The organism is Xanthomonas sp. NCPPB 1128 (genome assembly GCF_001043115.1).
Classification (GTDB): domain Bacteria; phylum Pseudomonadota; class Gammaproteobacteria; order Xanthomonadales; family Xanthomonadaceae; genus Xanthomonas_A.
The window spans coordinates 75,176-96,348 of the sequence record NZ_LFME01000008.1 but is presented as its reverse complement, the minus strand read 5'-3'; the positions used below and the strand labels follow the sequence as shown (position 1 = coordinate 96,348).

General features: G+C 68.6%; 20 protein-coding genes and 1 tRNA gene. 5 read left to right on the top strand and 16 right to left on the bottom strand.

The window, feature by feature from the left end; genetic code table 11:
• The first annotated feature begins 57 nt into the window (after positions 1 to 57).
• From ACP93_RS07960 to ACP93_RS07940, 5 genes are all read left to right on the top strand, one after another.
• On the top strand, positions 58 to 1,299 hold the full coding sequence (locus tag ACP93_RS07960) for a citrate synthase family protein (protein ID WP_048490166.1): 1,242 nt from the start codon (positions 58 to 60) through the stop codon (positions 1,297 to 1,299).
• A 75-nt stretch (positions 1,300 to 1,374) separates the two neighbouring features.
• Positions 1,375 to 1,983, top strand: coding sequence for a transcriptional repressor LexA (gene lexA, locus ACP93_RS07955; protein ID WP_048490203.1), 609 nt, complete (start codon positions 1,375 to 1,377; stop codon positions 1,981 to 1,983).
• Complete coding sequence (gene imuA / locus ACP93_RS07950) at positions 1,983 to 2,603, top strand: translesion DNA synthesis-associated protein ImuA (protein WP_048490165.1); 621 nt, start codon at positions 1,983 to 1,985, stop codon at positions 2,601 to 2,603. Before lexA ends, imuA begins: the two co-directional genes overlap by 1 nt.
• A 10-nt stretch (positions 2,604 to 2,613) precedes the next feature.
• Entirely contained in the window at positions 2,614 to 4,032 is a 1,419-nt protein-coding gene (locus ACP93_RS07945; protein ID WP_048490164.1) for a Y-family DNA polymerase, read from the top strand.
• Positions 4,029 to 7,241, top strand: a complete 3,213-nt coding sequence (locus ACP93_RS07940) for an error-prone DNA polymerase (protein ID WP_048490163.1) — start codon at positions 4,029 to 4,031, stop codon at positions 7,239 to 7,241. Before ACP93_RS07945 ends, ACP93_RS07940 begins: the two co-directional genes overlap by 4 nt.
• 117 nt (positions 7,242 to 7,358) lie before the next feature.
• On the opposite strand, the gene ACP93_RS07935 is transcribed toward ACP93_RS07940, so the two are convergent.
• The 16 genes from ACP93_RS07935 to ACP93_RS07870 form a co-directional block, all read right to left on the bottom strand.
• Positions 7,359 to 8,126 (bottom strand): DNA-formamidopyrimidine glycosylase family protein, encoded by a 768-nt coding sequence (locus ACP93_RS07935; RefSeq protein WP_048490162.1) that lies wholly within the window; start codon positions 8,124 to 8,126, stop codon positions 7,359 to 7,361.
• Positions 8,127 to 8,420: 294 nt separating this feature from the next.
• Positions 8,421 to 9,161, bottom strand: a complete 741-nt coding sequence (locus ACP93_RS21070; protein WP_131721597.1) for an HIRAN domain-containing protein — start codon at positions 9,159 to 9,161, stop codon at positions 8,421 to 8,423.
• Entirely contained in the window at positions 9,158 to 10,030 is an 873-nt protein-coding gene (locus ACP93_RS21065) for a HipA domain-containing protein (RefSeq protein WP_228135977.1), read from the bottom strand. Before ACP93_RS21065 ends, ACP93_RS21070 begins: the two co-directional genes overlap by 4 nt.
• A 103-nt stretch (positions 10,031 to 10,133) precedes the next feature.
• Positions 10,134 to 10,208 (bottom strand) — tRNA-Val (locus ACP93_RS07930).
• Positions 10,209 to 10,295: 87 nt separating this feature from the next.
• Positions 10,296 to 10,649, bottom strand: coding sequence for a PilZ domain-containing protein (locus ACP93_RS07925; protein WP_010342469.1), 354 nt, complete (start codon positions 10,647 to 10,649; stop codon positions 10,296 to 10,298).
• Positions 10,646 to 11,608: a DNA polymerase III subunit delta' gene (locus ACP93_RS07920; protein ID WP_048490161.1), complete on the bottom strand. Its 963-nt coding sequence runs from the start codon at positions 11,606 to 11,608 to the stop codon at positions 10,646 to 10,648. Before ACP93_RS07920 ends, ACP93_RS07925 begins: the two co-directional genes overlap by 4 nt.
• Entirely contained in the window at positions 11,605 to 12,276 is a 672-nt protein-coding gene (tmk, locus tag ACP93_RS07915; protein WP_048490160.1) for a dTMP kinase, read from the bottom strand. Before tmk ends, ACP93_RS07920 begins: the two co-directional genes overlap by 4 nt.
• Positions 12,273 to 13,334 (bottom strand): endolytic transglycosylase MltG, encoded by a 1,062-nt coding sequence (gene mltG / locus ACP93_RS07910; protein WP_048490202.1) that lies wholly within the window; start codon positions 13,332 to 13,334, stop codon positions 12,273 to 12,275. The genes tmk and mltG overlap by 4 nt, the downstream gene beginning before the upstream one ends.
• Before the next feature lie 74 nt (positions 13,335 to 13,408).
• Positions 13,409 to 14,761 (bottom strand): aminodeoxychorismate synthase component I, encoded by a 1,353-nt coding sequence (locus ACP93_RS07905; protein ID WP_048490159.1) that lies wholly within the window; start codon positions 14,759 to 14,761, stop codon positions 13,409 to 13,411.
• 183 nt (positions 14,762 to 14,944) lie between these two features.
• Positions 14,945 to 16,180 carry a beta-ketoacyl-ACP synthase II gene (fabF, locus tag ACP93_RS07900; RefSeq protein WP_048490158.1) on the bottom strand — a complete coding sequence of 412 codons (1,236 nt, stop codon included), beginning with the start codon at positions 16,178 to 16,180 and terminating at the stop codon, positions 14,945 to 14,947.
• Between the two features lie 129 nt (positions 16,181 to 16,309).
• Positions 16,310 to 16,549, bottom strand: a complete 240-nt coding sequence (acpP, locus tag ACP93_RS07895; RefSeq protein WP_010342475.1) for an acyl carrier protein — start codon at positions 16,547 to 16,549, stop codon at positions 16,310 to 16,312.
• A gap of 198 nt (positions 16,550 to 16,747) precedes the next feature.
• Positions 16,748 to 17,491 (bottom strand): 3-oxoacyl-ACP reductase FabG, encoded by a 744-nt coding sequence (gene fabG, locus ACP93_RS07890; protein ID WP_048490157.1) that lies wholly within the window; start codon positions 17,489 to 17,491, stop codon positions 16,748 to 16,750.
• A 91-nt stretch (positions 17,492 to 17,582) separates the two neighbouring features.
• Positions 17,583 to 18,527, bottom strand: a complete 945-nt coding sequence (gene fabD, locus ACP93_RS07885) for an ACP S-malonyltransferase (RefSeq protein WP_048490156.1) — start codon at positions 18,525 to 18,527, stop codon at positions 17,583 to 17,585.
• Positions 18,528 to 19,231: 704 nt separating this feature from the next.
• Positions 19,232 to 20,215, bottom strand: coding sequence for a beta-ketoacyl-ACP synthase III (locus ACP93_RS07880; protein ID WP_048490155.1), 984 nt, complete (start codon positions 20,213 to 20,215; stop codon positions 19,232 to 19,234).
• A 97-nt stretch (positions 20,216 to 20,312) separates the two neighbouring features.
• Positions 20,313 to 20,507 carry a 50S ribosomal protein L32 gene (rpmF, locus tag ACP93_RS07875; protein WP_010342479.1) on the bottom strand — a complete coding sequence of 65 codons (195 nt, stop codon included), beginning with the start codon at positions 20,505 to 20,507 and terminating at the stop codon, positions 20,313 to 20,315.
• Between the two features lie 101 nt (positions 20,508 to 20,608).
• Positions 20,609 to 21,118, bottom strand: coding sequence for a YceD family protein (locus ACP93_RS07870; RefSeq protein ID WP_048490154.1), 510 nt, complete (start codon positions 21,116 to 21,118; stop codon positions 20,609 to 20,611).
• Positions 21,119 to 21,173 lie beyond the last annotated feature (55 nt).

Below are 21,173 nucleotides of genomic sequence, written 5' to 3'. Positions count from 1 at the left end.
GGCACTCTCGCTGGCACGGATCAATCTTGATTCAATGAATCAACCTATCGTCCCTTCATGTCCGACGCCACCGACCACAACCTGATCTCCGCCGCACAGGCCTGCGCCCTGCTCGGCATCAGCAGCGCCACCCTGTACGCCTACGTCAGCCGCGGCCTGCTGAGTTCGCGCGCCGGTCCCGACCACCGCAGCCGCGCCTACCTGCGCGCCGAAGTGGAGCGGCTGGCGCAGCGCAAGCGCGCCGGTCGCGGCGCCGCACGTGGCGCCGCGCAGAGCCTGGACCGCGGCCTGCCGGTGCTGGAGACGCGGATCTCGCTGATCCGCCCCGACGGCCCCTACTACCGCGGACGCTCGGCGGTGGCCATGGTGCGCGCCGGCGCCAGCCTGGAGGACGTCGCGCGACTGTTGTGGGACTGCCCCGACGGCGAAGACCCGTTCGCCAGCGCGCCGGTCGCGCCGTGGCCGGCGGTGCTGGCGCCATTGGCCAGGCATGCGGCGCTGCCGCCGCTGGAACGCGCCATGGCCTGCATCCCGCTGCTGGCCCTGGACCTGCGCCAGTCGCTCAACGCCGCCCCCGGCGTGCGCCGCGAAATCGCCGCCACCCTGCTGCGGCAGAACGCCGCGCTGCTGGTCGGCAGCGCGCCGGACGCGCGTCCGCTGCATCGCCTGATCGCCGACCACTGGCGTCCCGGCGACGCCGACTTCGCCGAACTGGTGCGCGCCGTGCTGCTGCTGTGCGCCGACCACGAACTCAACGTCTCCGCCTTCGCCGCCCGCGTGGTCGCCTCCACCGGCGCGCCGCTGCACGCCACCGTCAGCGCCGGCCTGGCCGCGCTGTCCGGCCCGCGCCACGGCGGCGCCACCGCCCGCGCCCACGCCCTGCTGCGCGACGCCCAGGACGCGCCCAGCGCCGCCGCCCTGATCGCCGAACGCTGGCAGCGCGGCGACGACCTGCCCGGCTTCCACCACGCCCTGTATCCCGACGGCGATCCGCGCGCGGCCGAAGTGCTGCGCCTGCTGCGCGAACGCAGCGGCGGCAGCGCGCGCATGCAGCACGTGGACGCGGTGATCGCCGCCGCCCAGGACTGCAGCGGCCAGCGCCCGAACATCGACTGCCTGCTGGCCGCGCTCTGCTTCGTCCACGACCTGCCGGCCGCGCACGCCCTGGTGCTGTTCGCCGCCGCCCGCCAGGCCGGCTGGCTGGCCCACGCTCTGGAACAGCAGGCCCTGGGCAAGCTGATCCGGCCACGGGCGCGCTATACCGGCGCGATGCCGGAGGATGGCGCCGGGCGGGGCTGACGACGCCGGGACACGCCGAACGCATTCAGCGCCCCATCTCGCCAAGGGCGCGCCCTCGGTGTACAAATGTACACCATGACCACCCTATCCCCGCAGCGGGCCGCCATCCTCGCCTACGTCCACGCCTGCATCGAGCAGGAGGGGCGGCCGCCGAGCCTGGCCGAGATCGCCGAACGTTTCGGCTTCGCCTCGCGCAATGCCGCGCGCAAGCACGTGCAGGCACTGGTCGAGGCCGGGCTGCTGGCGCAGGTGCCGCAGCAGGCGCGCAGCCTGCGCCCGGCGCAGGCCGGCCACCGCAGCGAACTGCTGCAGTTGCCGGTGCTGGGTCGGGTCGCCGCCGGCGCGCCGATCGGCGCCGACATCGGCCTGGACCAGCAGTTGCGCCTGGACCGCGCGGTGTTCGCGCTGCGTCCGGACTACCTGCTGCGGGTGCAGGGCGACTCGATGATTGACGACGGCATCCTCGACGGCGACCTGGTCGGTGTGCGCCGCGCCGCCGACGCGCGCAACGGCCAGATCGTGGTGGCGCGGCTGGACGGCGAACTCACCATCAAGCGCTACCGCGCCGATGGCGACAGCATCGCGCTGCTGCCGCGCAATCCCGCCTATGCGCCGATCGTGGTCGGCCCTGGGCAGGACTTCGCCATCGAAGGGCATTACTGCGGCCTGATCCGGCCCGGCTGATGGCCGCCGTCGTCGCCCTCGACCGCCTGCTGGCCGAGCGCCGGGTCTGGCGCGGCCAGCCGACGGCGCTGCCGCCCAGCGCACAGCCCACCGGGCACGCCGCGCTGGACGCGGTGCTGCCCGCGCGCGGCTGGCCGGAGATGGCGCTGACCGAGCTGCTGCACGCCGCCGACGGCATCGGCGAGTTGCAGGTGCTGTGGCCGACGCTGGCGCGGCTGTCGCAGGGCGGCGGCCGCATCGTGCTGGTCGATCCGCCGTACCTGCCCTACCCCGCCGCCTGGGCGCAGGCCGGGGTGGCGCTGGCGCAGTTGCAGATCGTCCGCGCCGGTGCCGACGCAGCCTGGGCCGCCGAACAATGCCTGCGCTCGGGCAGTTGCGCGGCAGTGCTGTGCTGGCCCGGGCTGGCCGGCGACAAGACCCTGCGCCGGCTGCAGGTGGCGGCCGAGAGCGGGCGCACCCTGGGCTTCGCCTACCGGCCGCTGAAAGCCGCCGCCAATCCGTCGCCGGCTGCGCTGCGCATCGCCATCGACGCCGCGCCGGCGCAACTGCGCGTGCTCAAGTGCCGCGGCGGGCTGCCGCCAGCGCAGCCGCTCGCCCTGTCCGCTCTGGCGAGCGGGTGAGGCCGCGGGCATGCGCTGGGCCTGCATCCTGTTGCCGCAACTGGCGCTGGACACCGTCCTGCGCCGCTGGCCGTCGCCGGACGAACCGCTGGCGCTGCTCGACGGCCCGCCGCAGCGGCGCACGCTGAAGGCGGTCAACGCCGCCGCGCGCGCCCGCGGCCTGCGCCCCGGGCAATCGCTGGTCACCGCGCAGGCGCTGTGCGACCGCTTCGCCACCGCCTTGCACGATGCCGAAGAAAGCCGCCGCAGCCAGCAGTTCCTGGCCGCCTGGGCGTACCGCTTCAGTTCGCTGGTCAGCACCGACTACCCGGGCGCGCTGCTGCTGGAGATCGAGGCCAGCCTCGGCCTGTTCGGTCCCTGGCCGCGCTTCGAGGCGCGGCTGCGCGAGGAACTGACCGCGCTGGGCTTCCGCCACCGCATCGCGGTCGCGCCACACCCGCTGGCCGCGCGGGCGCTGGTCAATGCGCACGACGGCATCGCCCTGCTCGACAACGCCGCGCTGCAGCGCGCGTTGGGGCAGTTGCCGATCGCCCGCGCCGGGCTGTCGCCGGCCCTGGCCGACGGCTTCGCGCGGATGGGCCTGCGCCGCCTGCAGCAGCTGTTCGCACTGCCGCGCACCGCGCTGGCGCGGCGCTATCCGCCGGCCCTGCTGCAGCACCTGGATGCGTTGCGCGGGCAGGCGCCGCTGCCGTTGCAGTACTACCTGCCGCCGGACCGTTTCGATGCGCGCGTGGAACTGGGCTATATCACCGAATCCAACCAGGCGCTGCTGTTCCCGCTGCGCCGCCTGACCCAGGACCTGGCCGCGTTCCTGGCCGGGCGCGATGGCGGCGTGCAACGCTTCCGCCTGCTGCTGGAACACGAGGACCTGGAGCCCAGCGTGGTGCCGGTGGGCCTGCTTGCCGCCGAGCGCGATGCGGCGATGCTGTTCGAACTGGCGCGCGGGCGCCTGCAGCAGGCCAGCGTGCCGGCGCCGGTGCAGGCGCTGCGCCTGTGCGCCGACGAACTGCCGCCATTCGTGCCGGCTGCGCGCGAACTGTTCGACGAGCGCGCGCAACAGGCGCTGCCGTGGGAGCAACTGCGCGAACGCCTGCGCGCGCGCCTGGGCGACGACGCCGTGCACGGCCTGCGCGCGCACGCCGACCATCGCCCGGAACTGGCCTGGCGCGCCGAATCCGCCACCGCGCACAGCGCGCCCGCCGCTGCTGCACCGCCACGGCCTGGCTGGCTGCTGCAGCAGCCAATTCCGCTACGCGAACGCGCGCCCGAACGCCTGGCCGGGCCGGAACGCATCGAGAGCGGCTGGTGGGACGATGGCGACGTGCGCCGCGACTACTACGTCGTGCGTACCCGCCAGGGCCAGCGCGCCTGGGCCTTCGCCCCGGCCGACGCGCCTGATGCGCTGATGCTGCACGGCTGGTTCGCATGAGCCACACCCCGCCGCATCCGCGCATGCCGCCGCGCCTGCGGCTGCTGCCGACGCCTGCGCCTGCGCAAGCCAGCGCACCCGCCGCCAGCGCGCCATGCGCGCCAGCGGACCCCACGCTGCCCGACTACGCAGAACTGCATTGCCTGTCCAACTTCAGTTTCCAGCGTGGCGCCTCGCACCCCTGGGAACTGTGCGAACGCGCGCTGCGCCACGGCTACCGCGCGCTGGCGATCACCGACGAATGCAGCCTGGCCGGCATCGTGCGTGCATGGCAGGCGGCCCGGGACATGGCCTTGCACCTCATCGTCGGCAGCGAGATCCAGTTCGAGCACGGCCCCAAGCTGGTACTGCTGGCCGAGACCCTGCACGGCTACCAGCGGCTGTGCCGGCTGATCACCCTGGCCCGGCGCCGCGCCGACAAGGGCAGCTACCGTGCGCTGCGCGAGGATCTGGCCAACACGGACGACGGCGCCGGCCTGCTGTGTCTGTGGCTGCCGCGCGGCGATGGTGACGACGCGGCGGACGGCGCCTGGCTGCAGGCACGCTTCCCGCGGCGGCTGTGGCTGGCCGTGGAACTGCTGCGCGGCCCCGACGATGCCGCGCTGCTGCAGGCGCGCCTGCAATTGGCGCATGCGCTGCAGTTACCGGCCGTGGCCAGCGGCGACGTGCACATGCACGCACGCGGCCGCCGCGCCCTGCAGGACACCCTGACCGCGATCCGCCAGCGCCTGCCGTTGCACGAAGCCGGCGCCCACCTGTATCCCAACGGCGAACGCCACCTGCGCCCGCGCGCCACGCTGGCCGCGCTGTATCCACCGGCGCTGCTGGCCGAGACGGCACGCATCGCGCAACGCTGCAGCTTCAATCTCGAGCAACTGCAGTATGAGTACCCGCACGAACTGGTGCCGCCCGGGCACACGCCCACGCAATGGCTGCGCATTCTCACCGAACGCGGCGCAGCCGAGCGCTGGCCGCACGGCGTGCCGGACAAGGCGCGGCGCCTGATCGAACACGAACTCGGCGTGATCGAGCGGCTGAAGTACGAGTCCTATTTCCTCACCGTCTACGACCTGGTGCGCTTCGCGCGCTCCAAGGACATCCTGTGCCAGGGCCGCGGCTCGGCGGCGAACTCGGCGGTGTGCTACGCGCTAGGCATCACCGCCATCGATCCGGATCGCATCGGCATGCTGTTCGAGCGCTTCATCTCCGAGGAGCGCAAGGAGCGGCCGGACATCGACATCGATTTCGAGCACGACCGCCGCGAGGAAGTGATCCAGTACATCTTCAGTCACTACGGCCGCGAGCGCGCCGCACTGGCGGCGGTGGCGATCAGCTACCACACGCGCAGCGCGGTACGCGACGTGGCGCGCGCGCTGGGTCTGCCCAGCGACACCGTGGATGCCCTGTCTTCCGCGCTGGGCCAGCGCGATCCGGTGGAGTCGGCGCAGGAGCTGCTGCGCGAGCGCGGTTTCGAGCCGGACACGCCGGTGATGCGCCGGCTGCTGGTACTCGCCAGCCAACTCATCGGCTTCCCGCGGCACCTGTCGCAGCACCCCGGCGGCTTCGTCATCTCCGAGCATGCGCTGCACACCTTGGTGCCGGTGGAGAACGCGACCATGGCCGAGCGCACGGTGATCCAGTGGGACAAGGACGACCTGGAGCTGGTCGGACTGATGAAGGTCGACGTGCTCGCGCTGGGCATGCTCAGCGCGCTGCGGCGCACCCTGGACCTGCTGCGCGCGCACCGCGGCCGCGACTACACGCTTGCCACTATCCCTGCCGAAGACACGCAGACCTACGCGATGATCCAACGCGCCGACACCATCGGCGTGTTCCAGATCGAATCGCGCGCGCAGATGGCGATGCTGCCGCGGCTGCAGCCTAAAGAGTTCTACGACCTGGTCATCCAGGTGGCGATCGTGCGCCCCGGGCCGATCCAGGGCGGCATGGTGCATCCGTACCTGCGCCGGCGCAGCGGCGAGGAGGCCACCGATGATCTGCCCGACGAATTGCGCGAGGTGTTCAAGCGCACGCTCGGCGTGCCCCTGTTCCAGGAACAGGTGATGCAACTCGCGGTAGTCGCCGCCGGCTACACGCCGGGCCAGGCCGACCAGCTGCGCCGTTCGATGGCGGCCTGGAAACGCCACGGCGGCTTGGAACCGCATCGCGACAAGCTGTTGGAAGGCATGCTGAAGAAGAACTACAGCGCCGAATTCGCCGGACGCATCTTCGAGCAGATCAAGGGTTTCGGCAGCTACGGTTTTCCCGAAAGCCACGCCGCCAGCTTCGCCCTGCTCACCTACGCCAGTTGCTGGCTCAAGTGCCACGAACCGGCGGCCTTCACCTGCGCCCTGATCAACAGCTGGCCGATGGGCTTCTACAGCCCCGACCAGTTGCTGCAGGACGCACGTCGCCACGGCCTGCAGGTGCGGCCGGTGGACGTGCGCTACAGCGGTTGGGACTGCAGCCTGGAAGCGTACAGCCCCGACCCGCAGGTGCAGCCGGCGATCCGCCTGGGCCTGTGTCTGGTCCGCGGCATAGCCGAGGAAGACGCGCTGCGCCTGCAGCAGGCGCGCGCGCAGGCCCCGTTCCACGACCTCGCCGACCTGTGCCACCGCGCCGCGCTCGACGACAAGGCCCGCGCCGCGCTCGCCGACGCCGGCGCGCTGAAAGCGCTGGCCGGCCATCGCCACCGCGCACGCTGGGCCGTGGCCGGCGTCGAAGCGCAGCGCCCCCTGTTCGAAGCGCTCGCCGCCACGCCCGAGCAGCAGGTCGCACTGCCACTGCCCAGCCTGGGCGAAGACATTCGCGCCGACTACGCGACGATCGGCACCACCCTGGGCAAGCACCCGCTGACCCTGCTGCGCGCGCAGCTACGCGCGCGCCGCTATCGCCATTCCGGCGAACTACGCGCGTTGCCGCATGCCAGCGCCGTCGCCATCGCCGGCCTGGTGACCATGCGCCAACGCCCGCAGACCGCCAGCGGCGTCACCTTCGTCACCCTCGAAGACGAACACGGCCTGGTCAACGTGGTGGTGTGGCGACGCCTGGCCGAACGCCAGCGCCAGGCCCTGCTCGAAGCGCGGCTGCTGCTGGTGCGCGGCCGCGTCGAGACCGAAGGCAAGGTCCGCCACCTGATCGCCGCCCATCTGGAAGACCTGACCCCCATGCTGCTCGGCCTGGATATCCGCAGCCGGGATTTTCATTGAGGCGGCAAGCGTCACCGCCACAGTAGCGCCGGGATCAACGTTGTGACAGCTGAGGGTGCAACCTATGCCTTGTTTCTTCAGGCACCAGCGTTCTCCAACCTACTGATGCAAGTAGGACTACTTGAACATTTCAGTCTGCACCTCCGACAACGCATACCGCCGCTGGCAATGTTCGCAGAAGAACGCGCGCCGCTGCGCCTTGCCGAGCTGCTTGCGATAGGTGAGCAGATGGCCGTCGCGTGGACACACCGTCTTGGTGTGCACCTGATAGTGCTTCTTCAGTTCGTAGGCTTTCTTCCAACGATAGAAATCGAAGCTGTACTCGCGCGCCTGCGTCACCAGTTCGCCCAGCTTGCGCGGCGGCAATGCACCGATTTCGCTCTCCGGATGCACGCGGATGCGGTGCAGCACCTCGTTCTTGATGATGTTGCCGACCCCGGCGAACACGTCCTGATCCAGCAAGGCATCGGCGGCGAGCGTATGCGGCCGCAGCCGCAACTTGCGCCGCGCCTGCGCCGCATCCCAGTCGGGATTCATCACGTCCGCCGTCCAGTCGTAGGCCGCATCCAGCGGGCCGTCGATGAACTTGATCGAACATGCGTAGAAGTTCAGCTCCTCGCCCTTGGCGAAGCCCAGACTCAAGCGCGCCGACGCGTCCTTGCGCGCATTGATCCGATAGCTGCCGAACAACAAAAAGTGGATGCGCACACTGAACGCATCGAACTCGATCAGGAAATGCTTGCCCCAACTGCGCAGCGACAGGATCTTGCGGTTGCGCATCCGCTCCAGGTCCAGCTTGCTGTTGCCGGAGACCCGCAACACCTTGCGCCCGGCAAACGCGGCAGCTTCTTCCTTGAGGATGACGATCGAGGGGCCTTCGGGCATGACCTCAGTATCGAGGGCCGGCGTGAGCGGGCCGTGAGTCGTATGCGCTCAATGATACAGAACTGACTCGACCTGGAACGCGGTGATCCTATCGCTGCAGGGCTACAAAGAGATGAAATAAATCACCTAGCTACTGCGCACGCAAAGAACACGCAACGCCTGTGAAATTCACCACTCAATGGAACGGCCGTAGCAGGCGGCAGGACCCTACGCGTTACGCCATACTTGGGTAGCAGCCAGGAAATTCACACCTCAAGAATTGTTGCTGCAGTTGAGACAACTGCAGCAACATCCCTACATCTTAGCTACCGCCGAATTAGGCACTTCATCAAACACATGGGAGCTAAAAAATTCAAAACCTTCCGGCCATGGCGCCGTAACTTTGCAAAGAACCCTGTACGCAGCGGGAGCCCCGATGTTCACTCGTTCAACCGTGACACAAAAGTCGCCTGCGTGACATTCGCCAGCCAACCGCGAAAGATCATGACTGTAGTAACGAGGAGCATAGCCGACCAACGACACAGGATCGTCAGTGCGCAGGAGTAGGGCTGCAGGATCTCTCTCGTTTTGAAAGTCCTTCATCACGAAAAGCCGATCACCAGCTTTGATGTCCACACCCATAGCACTTGGGATATGGCTGATTCCGCGTACAAAAAAATAGGCTTCAAAGGTTCCATCAGGCCTTTTTTCAGGCGAAGGAATGAGTTCAATTTGATCAGTTGCCCGAAGACCGCCAGACCGCGCTAATTCGTCTAGTTCATCGTGTTCTTTAACAGACAAACCAAGCCATGAGATGTAGCTCTCATACTCTGGCCGGGACCTAGGCAAAGTTCGGTTCTTTAAGATCGGAAAGATCTCAGTAGAGCGGTACTCTTGGCCCAGCACCTGCATGCGAGCAAATCCGCCAAAGCCAGGAACATCCCAGGCACCTTTGGTGTACACAAACCGATACACACCATCTGCCTTGGTGACCTTGGCAACAGGAGACCAGCGACGACTCTCAATTTCCTGGATGGCGAGATAAAGAGATTTCATGATTCTTCCAAAAGCCGGTTTCTGTTGACCTTGAGTAGCTCGACAGCAAAACGCCGTGCAGGCTCCGTGATCCAGCCTGAGGGCACACTATCAAGTAGGGCATTGAATCTATTTGGATCTATTTCACTCAATCGCTCTAGCCAGTGGGATCCTGAGTTGGGGCAAATACGTGCCAAAGCAACAAAAGCCTCACTCGGCCGCAGCGGGTCTGTCCCATCATAGATGGGCGCTCTCGCTCTCCTTGCATAACCGTAGACGCCATGATCTGGATTATTAGCTTTCAGCTTCTGCTCCCGTCGATCATCCGTCTCGTTTCGCCCCAGGCTCGACGCATGATCGAACGTAGGCGCAAGATAGATCGCACCTCGTGAATTGATAAAACCCCAGTTCTCTTCATGGCGATCTTGGTTTCCAATCAAGGCGTCGAGCAATAGATAGCCTGACATCACATCTGCAGCGTTGAAGGATGGGATGGGGGCAGGCCAGTCAAGTGGCAACGCGATCATAGGTGAGTTCAGAAGGGCACCGAGACGACGAATCGTGTGAGCTTGACGCCTAATATGCCGATCGACTGTCTCACCACCTGCGAACATGATCAACTCGTTCCCAAGCACGAGGCGGGCACCCAAAGGAACGAAAGAGTCTGTAACAACCCCTCTCCGGTCCTCGTACTCTGCCAAACTGTAACGAGCATGAGGCAAGCCTAGCAGGGCAGCGATCTCGGCGGCGACTACCTCGGCCCAGTTCTCACCCGTGCCTGGGCGCCCCTCCTTAAATAAACGCCGACTGTCATCAAACCAAAATTTGGCCTTTGTCCCCATCTGCTCTGGCAGATCAGCGGCGCCACTAGGAATTCGCAAGATCTCCATCACCGGCTGATCCTCCTGACCTTGCCGAAATTCGCACTGTGCGCTTACCGCGCCCTATGAAAAAACCGGCTCAAGGCCGGTTTTGTTAATTACGCTAATTGTATGGTGGGCGGTGCAGGGTTCGAACCTGCGACCCTTGCCGTGTGAAGGCAATGCTCTACCGCTGAGCTAACCGCCCGTGTCGCGAGCCGCACATTATAGGGCTGTGGCGCGCGGCGTCAATGGGTCCTTGCGAAGTGCGTGGCCCGGCGTCGCCGCGCGGCCGCTACATGGTCTGGGTGGGCTTGTCGGCGTTGAGGATGCCGGCCAGTTGGGTCTCGATCTTGGTGCGGATGGTCTCGCCTTCGCTGTTGTCCGGCAGTTGCACGCCGATGCCGGCGGCGCGGTTGCCCTGGGCGCCGACCGGGGTCACCCAGATCACCTTGCCGGCGACCGGCAGGCGCTCGCTGGAATCGGGCAGGGTCAACAGCAGGAACACTTCGTCGCCGAGGAAATAGCGCTTGGGGGTGGGCACGAAGATGCCGCCGTTCTTCACGAACGGCATGTAGGCGTTGTACAGCGCCGCCTTGTCCTTCACCGCCAGCGACAGGATGCCCTGGCGTCCGCTCATCGCGCTCATCGTTGTGCCCCTCTCCGGGCCGGGCGATCGCCATCGCGCCAGGCCAGCAACAGTTCCGCGATCGCCAGGTCGGCGCGCACGGTGGTGCGCAGCAGATCGCGGGTGCGATTGGCGGCGTCGAACCACGCGGCCAGCTTGTGCAATCGCGCCGGGTCGGTCAAGCCGGCCTGCGACGCCTGCGCCAACGCCAGGTCGGCGGCATGGCCCAGGCGCTGTTCGGCCAGCGCGTCGCCGCTCCAGCGCTGCGCAGCGTCCAGCGTGCCGAGCTTGCCGGCGGCGACCTGCTCCAGGTCCGCAGCCACCTGCCGGCGCAATTTCAATCCGTCCTCGCGCAGCCACTGCGCGGCCAGCCCGTGATGGCCGCGCGCGGCGTCCAGCGCTTCGCGTGCGGTCTTCTCCGGGAAGTCTTGCGCCAGCAGCCAGGCGATCGCTTCGTCGGCCGGCGGCAGCTTGAACTCCAGGCGCTGGCAACGGCTGCGGATGGTCGCCGGCAGCCGCGCCGGCTGCGCGCTGATCAGCCACAGGTAGCGGCCGGGCTGCGGTTCTTCCAACGTCTTCAGCAAGGCATTGCAGGCGGCGCGGTTGATCGCGTCGGCCGGATCCACCACTACCACCTGCGCCACGCCGTACTGCGGGGTCAGCGCCAGCTTCTGCGAGATCTCGCGCACCTGCTCGATGACGATCTCGGTGCGCAGCTTGTCGCCGGTGCGGTTGGGGATGAACGAGATGAGGTGCAAGTCCGGATGGGTGCCGGCGGCGATCAGCTGCGCGCTGCGCAGGGCCGCGGCCGGTTCGCCCTGGCCCAGCACGTGCGCGGCCAGCTTCAGCGCCACCGCGCGCTTGCCCAGGCCTTCCGGCCCGCAGATCAGCAGGCCATGGCCGAGGCGGCCGGCATCGAGCGCGGCCACGGTCTGGTCGTAGGCGCGCTGCTGCCAGGGCGAAAACGGCAGATCGCTCATGGCGTCGGCTCCTGTTGCTGCTGCATCCACGCCGCCAGCGCGGCGGCGACCGCCTGGGCGACCGCCTGTGGCGGCTGGCTGGCGTCGATGACGCGGAAGCGTTGCGGATCCTGCGCGGCGCGCTGGCGGAAGCCGGCACGCACGCGCTGGAAGAAATCGTCCTGCTCGCTCTCGATCCGGTCCGGCCACAGGTCGCGACCGCTGGTGCGGGCGCGGCCGATCTGCACGTCCAGGTCCAGCAGCAGGGTCAGGCCGGGCTGCAGGCCGACCGCACGGCGTTCCAGGTCGGCGATCCAGGCGCGGTCCAGGCCGCGGCCCTCGCCCTGGTAGGCGTAGCTGGAATCGGTGAAGCGGTCGCTGACCACGTAGGCGCCGCGCTGCAGCGCCGGGCGGATCACCTCGCGCACGTGCTGCGCGCGCGCGGCGAACACCAGCAGCAGTTCGGTCTCGGCGGCCAGCGGCTCGGCGACTTCGCCGGGCGTCTTGTCCAGCAGCAGCGCGCGGATGCGTTCGGCCAGCGGCGTGCCGCCCGGCTCGCGGGTCAGTACCACCTCGTGGGCCTGCGCCTGCAGCCCGTCGCGGATCGCGTTGATCGCAGTGGTCTTGCCTGCGCCCTCGCCGCCTTCCAGGCTGACGAAGCGATGGTGGCTCAGCACGGCCTCGCTCATGGCGTCACCGCCGCGCCGCTGCGCGCCTGGCGCAGGCGCTGCAGGTAGCGTGCCACCGCGGCGTTGTGCTCGGCATAGCTGGAGGAGAACGCATGCGCGCCGCTGCCGTCGCCGATGGCCACGAAGTACAGGCTGTCGCCCGCCGCCGGGTTGGTGGCGGCACGCAGCGCCTCACGCCCGGGCATGGCGATCGGGGTCGGGGTCAGGCCGGTGCGGGTGTAGGTGTTGTACGGCGTATCGGTCTCCAGGTCGCGCTTGCGGATGTTGCCGTCGTAGGCGCTGCCGATGCCGTAGATCACGGTCGGGTCGGTCTGCAGTTTCATGCCCAGTTGCAGGCGGCGCACGAACACGCCGGCGATCTGCGGGCGCTCGGCGGCCAGGCCGGTTTCCTTCTCCACGATCGAGGCCAGGATCAGCGCCTGCTCCGGCGACTGCAGCGGCAGGTCCTTGGCGCGCGCGTCCCAGGCCTCGGCCAGCGCCTTGTCCATGGCCGCATGCGCGCGGCGCAGCAGCTGCAGGTCGGTGTCGCCGCGCTGGTAGAGGTAGGTCTCGGGCAGGAAACGGCCTTCCGGGTGCTGGCCGGGCTGGCCGAGCTTGGCCATCAGTTCGCTGTCGCTGAGATCGGTGGTGGTGTGCACCAGCGGCGTGGCCGCGTTCAAGGCGCTGCGCAACTGGCGCACGTTCCAGCCTTCGACGATGGTGAAGCGGTACTGGATCACCTGGCCCTTGCGCATGCGCAGCAACAACTCGCGCGGGCTCAGCGCCGGCTGCAGCGCATACTCGCCGAACTTGAGCTTGCCGGCCACGCCCAGTTCGCGTGCCAGCACCTGCCATTGCAGGTCGCTGCCCTGGGTCACGCCGGCGGCGCGCAGCTTGCGCAGCACGCCGTTGAGCGAGGCGCCGCGCGCCACCTCCACGCTGGGCTGGGTGGCCTGCAGCGGCTGCTCGGCGAAGGCGCGATAGCCGTGCCACCACCACGCGCCGGCCGCGGCGAGCAGCAGCGCCAGCACCAGCAATGCCGCCAGCAGGGTCAGACACCCGCGTTTAGCCCAAGCCACGACCACCTCGGAGCGAATTCAATGGCGTGCAGGATACCGCGCGGCCGGCACCGCCCGGTATCACTCGGCCCTGCTCATGGCTCCAGTGCACGCAGCAGGCCGCGCGCCTTGGCCCGGGTCTCGTCGAGCTCGCGCTCCGGGTCGGAGTCGAACACGATGCCGGCGCCGGTGCGGAACTGCACCTGCGCGCCGTCCACCTCGGCGGTGCGGATGAGGATGTTCAGGTCCATGTCGCCGTCGCGGTTGAGCCAGCCGAACGCGCCGGTGTAGGCGCCGCGCGGGGTCTGCTCCAGCTCGGCGATGATCTGCATGCAGCGCACCTTGGGGCAGCCGGTGATGGTGCCGCCGGGGAAGGTGGCGCGGATCGTCTCGCCCGGAGTCGTTCCCGCACGCAGCCGGCCGCGCACGTTGCTGACGATGTGGTGCACGTGGGCGTAGCTCTCCACGGTCATCAACTCGTCGACCTCGACGCTGCCCGGCGCGCAGATCCGCCCCAGGTCGTTGCGCTCCAGGTCGATCAGCATCACGTGCTCGGCACGCTCCTTGGGATGCCCGACCAGTTCGCGGATGCGCGCGGCCTCGTCGTCGCCCGGCGCGCGCGCGCGGGTGCCGGCGATCGGCCGGGTCTCGACCACGTCGCCGCGCACCGACACCAGCCGTTCCGGCGAGGAACTGACCACGGCGCGGCCGTGGCCGACGAACAGGCCGGCGAACGGCGCCGGGTTGGCGCGACGCAGCTGCGCGTACAGCGCCGCCGGCGCCAGCGGCGCAGCGCAGCGCGCCGACCAGCGTCGCGACAGGTTGACCTGGAACACGTCGCCGGCGCGCAGGTAGTCGAGGATGCGGCGCACGCCGTCGACGAAACGCTGCGGCGGGTCTTCCTCGATCGCCAGCGGCGCCTGCCACGCCGGCGCAGGGGCCGCCGCGGGCAGCGCCTGCAGATCGGCGAGTACGGCGTCCAGCAACGCCGCATGCGCGGGCTCGGCCAGCGCCACGCAGTCGCCGGTGACGTGATCGCGCAGCAGCGCCGCGGGGCAGCGCAGGGCCAGCGCCGCGGGCGTGGTCGCAGCGGACGGCGGCAGTTGCAGCACCGGCTCCACCTGCGCGGCCAGTTCGTAATCCAGCAGCAGCGCCCAACCGCCACGAAACGGCCAGCGCGGCTCGTCGCGTTCGCAGCGTTCGGCCTGCCAGTGCGCATCCAGTGCGCTCAGGAAATCCCCGGCGACCGCGGCGCCATCGAGCGTCCGGGTGACCCCATCGCGATCCAGCCGCAGGCCCTGCCCGTCGTCGGCGACCAGCAGCAGATCCCACCGGCCCTGCGCCGTGCCCGACGCCGCGGATTCCAGCAACACCGGATACCGCTGCGGCGCCAGGCGATGCAGCGCCAGCAGATCGACGTCGGCCGGCAAGGGAACGGTACGCAGCATCGAAGATCCGCTGGAAGAATGAAAACGTGGGGCGGCGCAGGCGCTGCCGGGCAATGCGGCGCCGGAGAATCGCAGCGCGGACCTGCCGCGCATCCGTGTCAGGGAGAAAAGCGCGACATCAATCAGGCGCCGGCTTTACCCAATCCCGAATCCCCACTCCCGAATCCCGAGGGGCTACGCCCCTCAGACCCGCTTGAACACCAACGTGCCATTGGTCCCGCCGAAGCCGAACCCATTGGACATCGCCACATCGATCTTCTTCTCGCGCGCCACGTTCGGCACGTAGTCCAGATCGCAGCCTTCGCCCGGCTCGTGCAGGTTGATGGTCGGCGGGATGATGCCGGCATGGATCGCCATCACCGAGAAGATCGCCTCGGCACCGCCGGCAGCGCCGAGCAGGTGGCCGGTCATCGACTTGGTGGAGCTGACCATGGTCTTGTAGGCGTGATCGCCGAGCGCACGCTTCATCGCCAGGGTCTCGGCCAGGTCGCCCAGCGGCGTGGAGGTGCCGTGCGCGTTGAGGTAGTCGATCTGGTCGGGATTGAGCTTGGCGTCCTTCATCGCCGCCACCATGCTGCGCGCGGCGCCCTCGCCGTCCTCGCTCGGGGCGGTCATGTGGAAGGCGTCGGAGCTGGCACCGAAACCGACCAGCTCGGCATAGATGCGCGCGCCGCGCGCCTTGGCGTGTTCGTACTCTTCCAGCACCAGCACACCGGCGCCGTCGCCGAGCACGAAGCCGTCGCGCTCCTTGTCCCACGGCCGCGAGGCCGCAGCGGGATCGTCGTTGCGGGTGGACATCGCCTTCATCGAGCAGAAGCCGCCCACCGAGGTCGGCGAGGAGCCGCGCTCGGCGCCGCCGGCCAGCATCACGTCGGCGTCGCCGTGCTGGATCATGCGCATCGCGGTGCCGATGGAATGGTTGGAGGTGGCACAGGCCGAGACCGCGGAGAAGGTCGGCCCCTTCAGCCCTTTGATCAGGCTCACCTGGCCCGGCAGCATGTTGATGATGGTGCTGGGCACGTAGAACGGCGAGATCTTGCGCGCGCCGCCCTCGTGGAATTTGATGGTCTGCTCCTCGATGCCGAGCAGGCCGCCGATGCCGGAGCCGAGGATCGCGCCGATGCGCTCGGCATTGGCCTCGGTGATCTCCAGGCCGGAATCGTCCAGCGCCATGAACGAGGCGCCGACGCCGTAATGGATGAACGAATCCATCTTGCGCGCGTCCTTGGACGAGATGAACTTGGTCGGATCGAAATCCTTGATCTCGCCGGCGATCTTGGTGGTGAACTGAGACGCATCGATCTGGGTGATCGGGCCGATGCCGGAGCGTCCGTTGACGATCCCTTCCCAACTGCTGGCCAGGTCATTGCCCAACGGCGACACCAGGCCCATGCCGGTTACGACGACACGACGGCTCATTGCGAAATCTCCTCACCGCGATACGCGCGGCCTTGACGCTGTAAAAACACAGGGCCGCATGCGCGGCCCCATGGGATTGTCACGCGCATCGGGCCCACGCAGGCGCCGATGGCGATCGCGAACGCAGCCTCAGCTCTTGACGTGCGCCTTGACGTAGTCGATGGCCTGCTGCACCGAGGTGATCTTCTCGGCTTCTTCGTCCGGGATTTCGCACTCGAACTCTTCTTCCAGGGCCATCACCAGCTCGACGGTGTCCAGCGAGTCGGCACCCAGGTCATCGACGAACGATGCGTTGTTGGTGACTTCTTCTTCCTTGACGCCGAGCTGTTCGACGACGATTTTCTTGACGCGTTCTTCGATGGTGCTCATTGGGATATCGCTCCAGATGGAGTAGTGGTGGTTCGAGTTGAGGATCCCGCACATCGTGCGGTACTCCTGAGGGACTCACAAAACGCCATCGGGCTGCGATGGCCGCGTTGGATAGTGTAGTGGAAACCGACTGGCCCTTGCAGCGCTGCACAATTGCCGGCCGATCAGCCACTTAGGCGCGTCCGCTGCGCCGCAGGCTCACGGCATGTACATCCCGCCGTTCACGTGCAGGGTTTCGCCGGTGATGTAGCCGGCGCCAGGACCGGCCAGGAACGCCACCGCATTGGCGATGTCCGATGGCTGGCCGAGCTGGCCGAGCGCGATCTGCTCCAGCAGCGCGTTGCGCTGCGCCTCCGGCAGCGCCTTGGTCATGTCGGTATCGATGAAGCCCGGCGCGACCACGTTGACGGTGATGCCGCGCGAGCCGATCTCCTTGGCCATCGATTTGGAGAAGGCGATGATGCCGGCCTTGGCCGCGGCATAGTTGGCCTGGCCGGGGTTGCCGGTCACGCCGACCACCGAGGCGATGTTGACGATGCGGCCCTTGCGCGCCTTCATCATGCCGCGCAGCACCGCCTTGGAGGTGCGGAACACGCTGGTCAGGTTGGTGTCGATGATCGCCTGCCAGTCGTCGTCCTTCATCCGCATCAGCAGGTTGTCGCGGGTGATGCCGGCGTTGTTGACCAGGATCGAGACCGGGCCGAATTCCTTGGCGATCGTCTCGATCAGCGCATCGACCGCGGCGGCGTCGGTGACGTCCAGCGCGCGACCGTGGCCGCCATGGGCGGCCAGGCGCGTGCCGATCGCCTGCGCGCCGGCGTCGGAGGTGGCGGTGCCGATGACGGTGGCGCCCTGCGCGGCCAGTTCGTCGGCGATGGCGGCACCGATGCCGCGGCTGGCGCCGGTGACCAGCGCGATCTCGCCCTGCAATGGCTTGCTCATCTGCGTTTCCTTGGAGACGGACGGCGCATGGCGCCGGTGGAAAGGGGGGAAACCGGCGCGGGCGACAGACGCACCGCGCGGCGGCCGGCGATCAGGAGGCCCAGGCCTCGCGTGCGCCGGCGAACTCGGCAGGCGTGCCCAGGGCGCGACCGTCGAGCGACTTGTCGATGCGCTTGACCAACCCGGTCAGCACCTTGCCCGGGCCGCACTCGGCCAGGCGGGTGGCGCCACCGGCGGCCAGCGCCTGCACGCAGCCGGTCCAGCGCACCGGCAGGTACAACTGCTCGACCAGCGCCTGGCGGATCGCCTCGACGCCGTCGTGCACCTGCGCATCGGCGTTCTGCACCACCGGCAACTGCGGCGCCTGCCAGGCCAGCCCGCGCATCGCCTCGGCTAGGCGATTGGCCGCCTCGCGCATCAGCGGGGTGTGCGAGGGCACGCTGACCGCCAGCTTCACCGCCTTGCGCACGCCGCGCTCGGCCAGCAGCGCCAGCGCACGATCGACCGCCGCGGCATCGCCGCCGATCACCACCTGCCCCGGCGAGTTGTAGTTGGCCGGCACCACCACCTGGCTGCCGGCGGCCTGTGCGCAGACCTCTTCGACCAGCGCGTCCTCGGCGCCGAGCACGGCGGCCATCGCGCCCACGCCGGCTGGCGCAGCGTCCTGCATCAGTTGCCCGCGCAGCCGCACCAGGTGCGCGCCGTCGTGCAGCGACAGCGCGCCGGCGGCGACCAGCGCGCTGTACTCGCCCAGGCTGTGCCCGGCCAGCTGCGCCGGACGCGCCCCGCCCTCGGCCAGCCACAGCCGCCACAGCGCCACGCTCGCCGCCAGCAGCGCCGGCTGGGTGTACTCGGTGCGGTTGAGCATCTCTTCCGGGCCGCCCTGGCTCAGCGCCCACAGGTCCACGCCGGCGCCATCGGAGGCTTCGGCGAAGCTGTCGCGCAGCTGCGGATGCAATTCGGCCAGTTCGGCCAGCATGCCCAGCGATTGCGAACCCTGGCCGGGGAAGACGAAGGCGAGTGTGGAATCGGTCACGCGGTTGGCCCTGCGAAAATCGAGCGGCGATGATACGGGCGAAACCGGCCGGGCGTCTGTACCCGGGCGTATGTGAAATGGCGGCCAACCCACCGCGCGGCGCCAGCGGCGCTCCGCTCCGCCGTGCCGGGCGCCATGCCGACAGCGCGCGTGGCGGGCGCGACGCATGCGCCCGGAAAGCGCTGCGACCGGGTGCGTCAGGCAAGGCGACGGCAGCGCATGCCGACAGCGAAACGGCGCGATGGGCATGGGTCGAACGGGCATGGGCTCGACGACCAAGATGGCGCGATCGACGCGCACGCCCTGGCGGCCGCTCGGGTCGAACAGCATCTCGACCGACCGGGCTCAGGGCACCGCAACAACCCGCTCTGCCGCCGCGCAACGGGGTCACCTCGTTGCCCCCGTAGGAGCGGCTTCAGCCGCGACAAGCGTTCCCGGGAAAGCCCGTCGCGGCTGAAGCCGCTCCCACAGGGGCCTGGCTAAGGCGCCGACGGGATGCAGCGACGGACACAGCGCACGCAGGCACCCTCCGCACGTCAGGACGCCGCGACTGCGCACAATCGAGGGTGCGCGGGCTTGACGCGCACTGGCATCGATAAAGACGGGGTCGGCCAGCGCATCGCCGTGCGTCGTGGAGACGACGCGCAGCATCCGGCATTGCCGCTGCGTACCGCGGCGCCGATGGCGCCGGGCACGGGACAGGCTCAATAGCGCAGCAGCGCCGAGCCCCAGGTGAAACCGCCGCCGAAGGCTTCCAGCAGCAGCAGTTGGCCGCGCTGCACGCGACCCGAACGCACCGCCACGTCCAGCGCCATCGGCACCGAGGCGGACGAGGTGTTGCCATGGATGTCCACCGTCACCACCACCTGCTCCATCGGCAGGTCCAGGCGCTTGGCGGTGGCCTCGATGATGCGCAGGTTGGCCTGGTGCGGGATCAGCCAGTCCAGGTCGTGCTTGTCCAGGCCGTTGGCTTCGAGGGTCTCGTCGACCACCGCGTCCAGCGCCTTGACCGCGTACTTGAACACCTCGCTGCCCTTCATCTGGATGCCGCCGGCGGCCGGGTCACCGGTGCCGTCGCCCAGCCCGGTGGCGATACCGACCGGGTTCCACAGCAACTCCTTCTTGCTGCCGTCGGCATGCAGATGGGTGCTGAGGATGCCCGTGTCGTCGTCGGCGCGCAGGACCACTGCGCCGGCGCCGTCGCCGAACAACACGCAGGTGGTGCGCTCGGTCCAGTCGACGATGCGGCTGAGGGTTTCGGTGCCGATGACCAGCACGGTCTTGGCGTCGCCGCTGCGGATGAACTTGTCTGCGACGCTGAGCGCGTAGACGAAGCCGGAACAGGCGGCGTTGACGTCCAGCGCCGGGCAGCCGACCACGCCGAGGCGGGCCTGGATCAGGCAGGCGGTGGACGGGAAGATCAGGTCCGGCGTGGTGGTGCCGACCACGATCATGTCGAGTTCGGCGGCATCGATGCCGGCGGCTTCGATGGCCTTCAGCGCGGCCTCGTAGCCCAGGTCGCCGGCGGTCTCGCCGGCGGCGGCGATGTGCCGCTCGCGGATGCCGGTGCGGCTGCGGATCCATTCGTCGCTGGTGTCGACCATCTGCGACAGATCGTCGTTGGTCAACACTTTTTCAGGCAAATAGCTGCCGGTGCCCGCGATCCTGGAATAGATCCGCTTGCTCATGCTGGTTCCTGTTGCCTGTTACGCAGGCCGCTCCGGTGCGGCGCGGCCTGTGAAGATGGGTGACTCCGTCCGCCGCAGCGCGGTGGACGGGCACGAATCAATCTTCTTCGACCTGCGCGGTCTTGGTGGCGATCACCTTCTTGCCACGGTAGTAACCGTCGGCGGTGACGTGGTGGCGCAGGTGGATCTCGCCGCTGGTCGGATCGGTCGACAGCTGCTTGGCGCTGAGGGCGTCGTGCGAACGGCGCTGGCCGCGGCGGGACGGGGTGACACGGGATTTCTGCACAGCCATGGGATTGCTCCAAACTCGGTTCGTTTACATCTGTCGTCATTACGTCGCGCAGGACGCGCGCGTCCGGCAACAACCTCAGGCAGCGGCAGGCGGACCGACCGCTACTGTTTCTTCAGCGCCGCCAACGCCGCGAACGGGTTGACCTTGCTCGTTTCTTCCTCGGTCGCCGGCCAGTCGCGATCGACCGCCTCGCTTCCGGGCGCCACCGGCACCAACGGGACCGCCAGCACCAACTCGTCCTCGACCAGATCGGCCGGCCGCAGCATGCCGTCTTCCGGCACCAGCAAGGCCTCGTGATCCGGCGGCAGCGCGGCTTCTTCTTCCTCGCTGCGGATCAGCCCCAGCCGCTGCACGCTCGACACCGGCAGCAGCCAGCGCTGCAGGCTGCGCTGACAGATCAGCGGCAGCTCGGTTTCGATCTTCAGTTCGACATAGGACACTTGCAGTACAGCGTCGCGGCCGAATTCCAGCGTGTAGCGGCATTCGCCTTCGGTGTCGGCCAGGCTGCCTTGCAGACGGGTCATCGCCGAGAGCGGCAGGCGGTCTTCGAAGACCCTGCGCGCTGCGACCATCCGCCAGGCATCCAACAGTTCGGGCACGTTCGCGGACATAAGCCGCAGAATGTTAAGGACTGCCAGCGTCGCTGTCAAACCGCCCCCCAGCCCG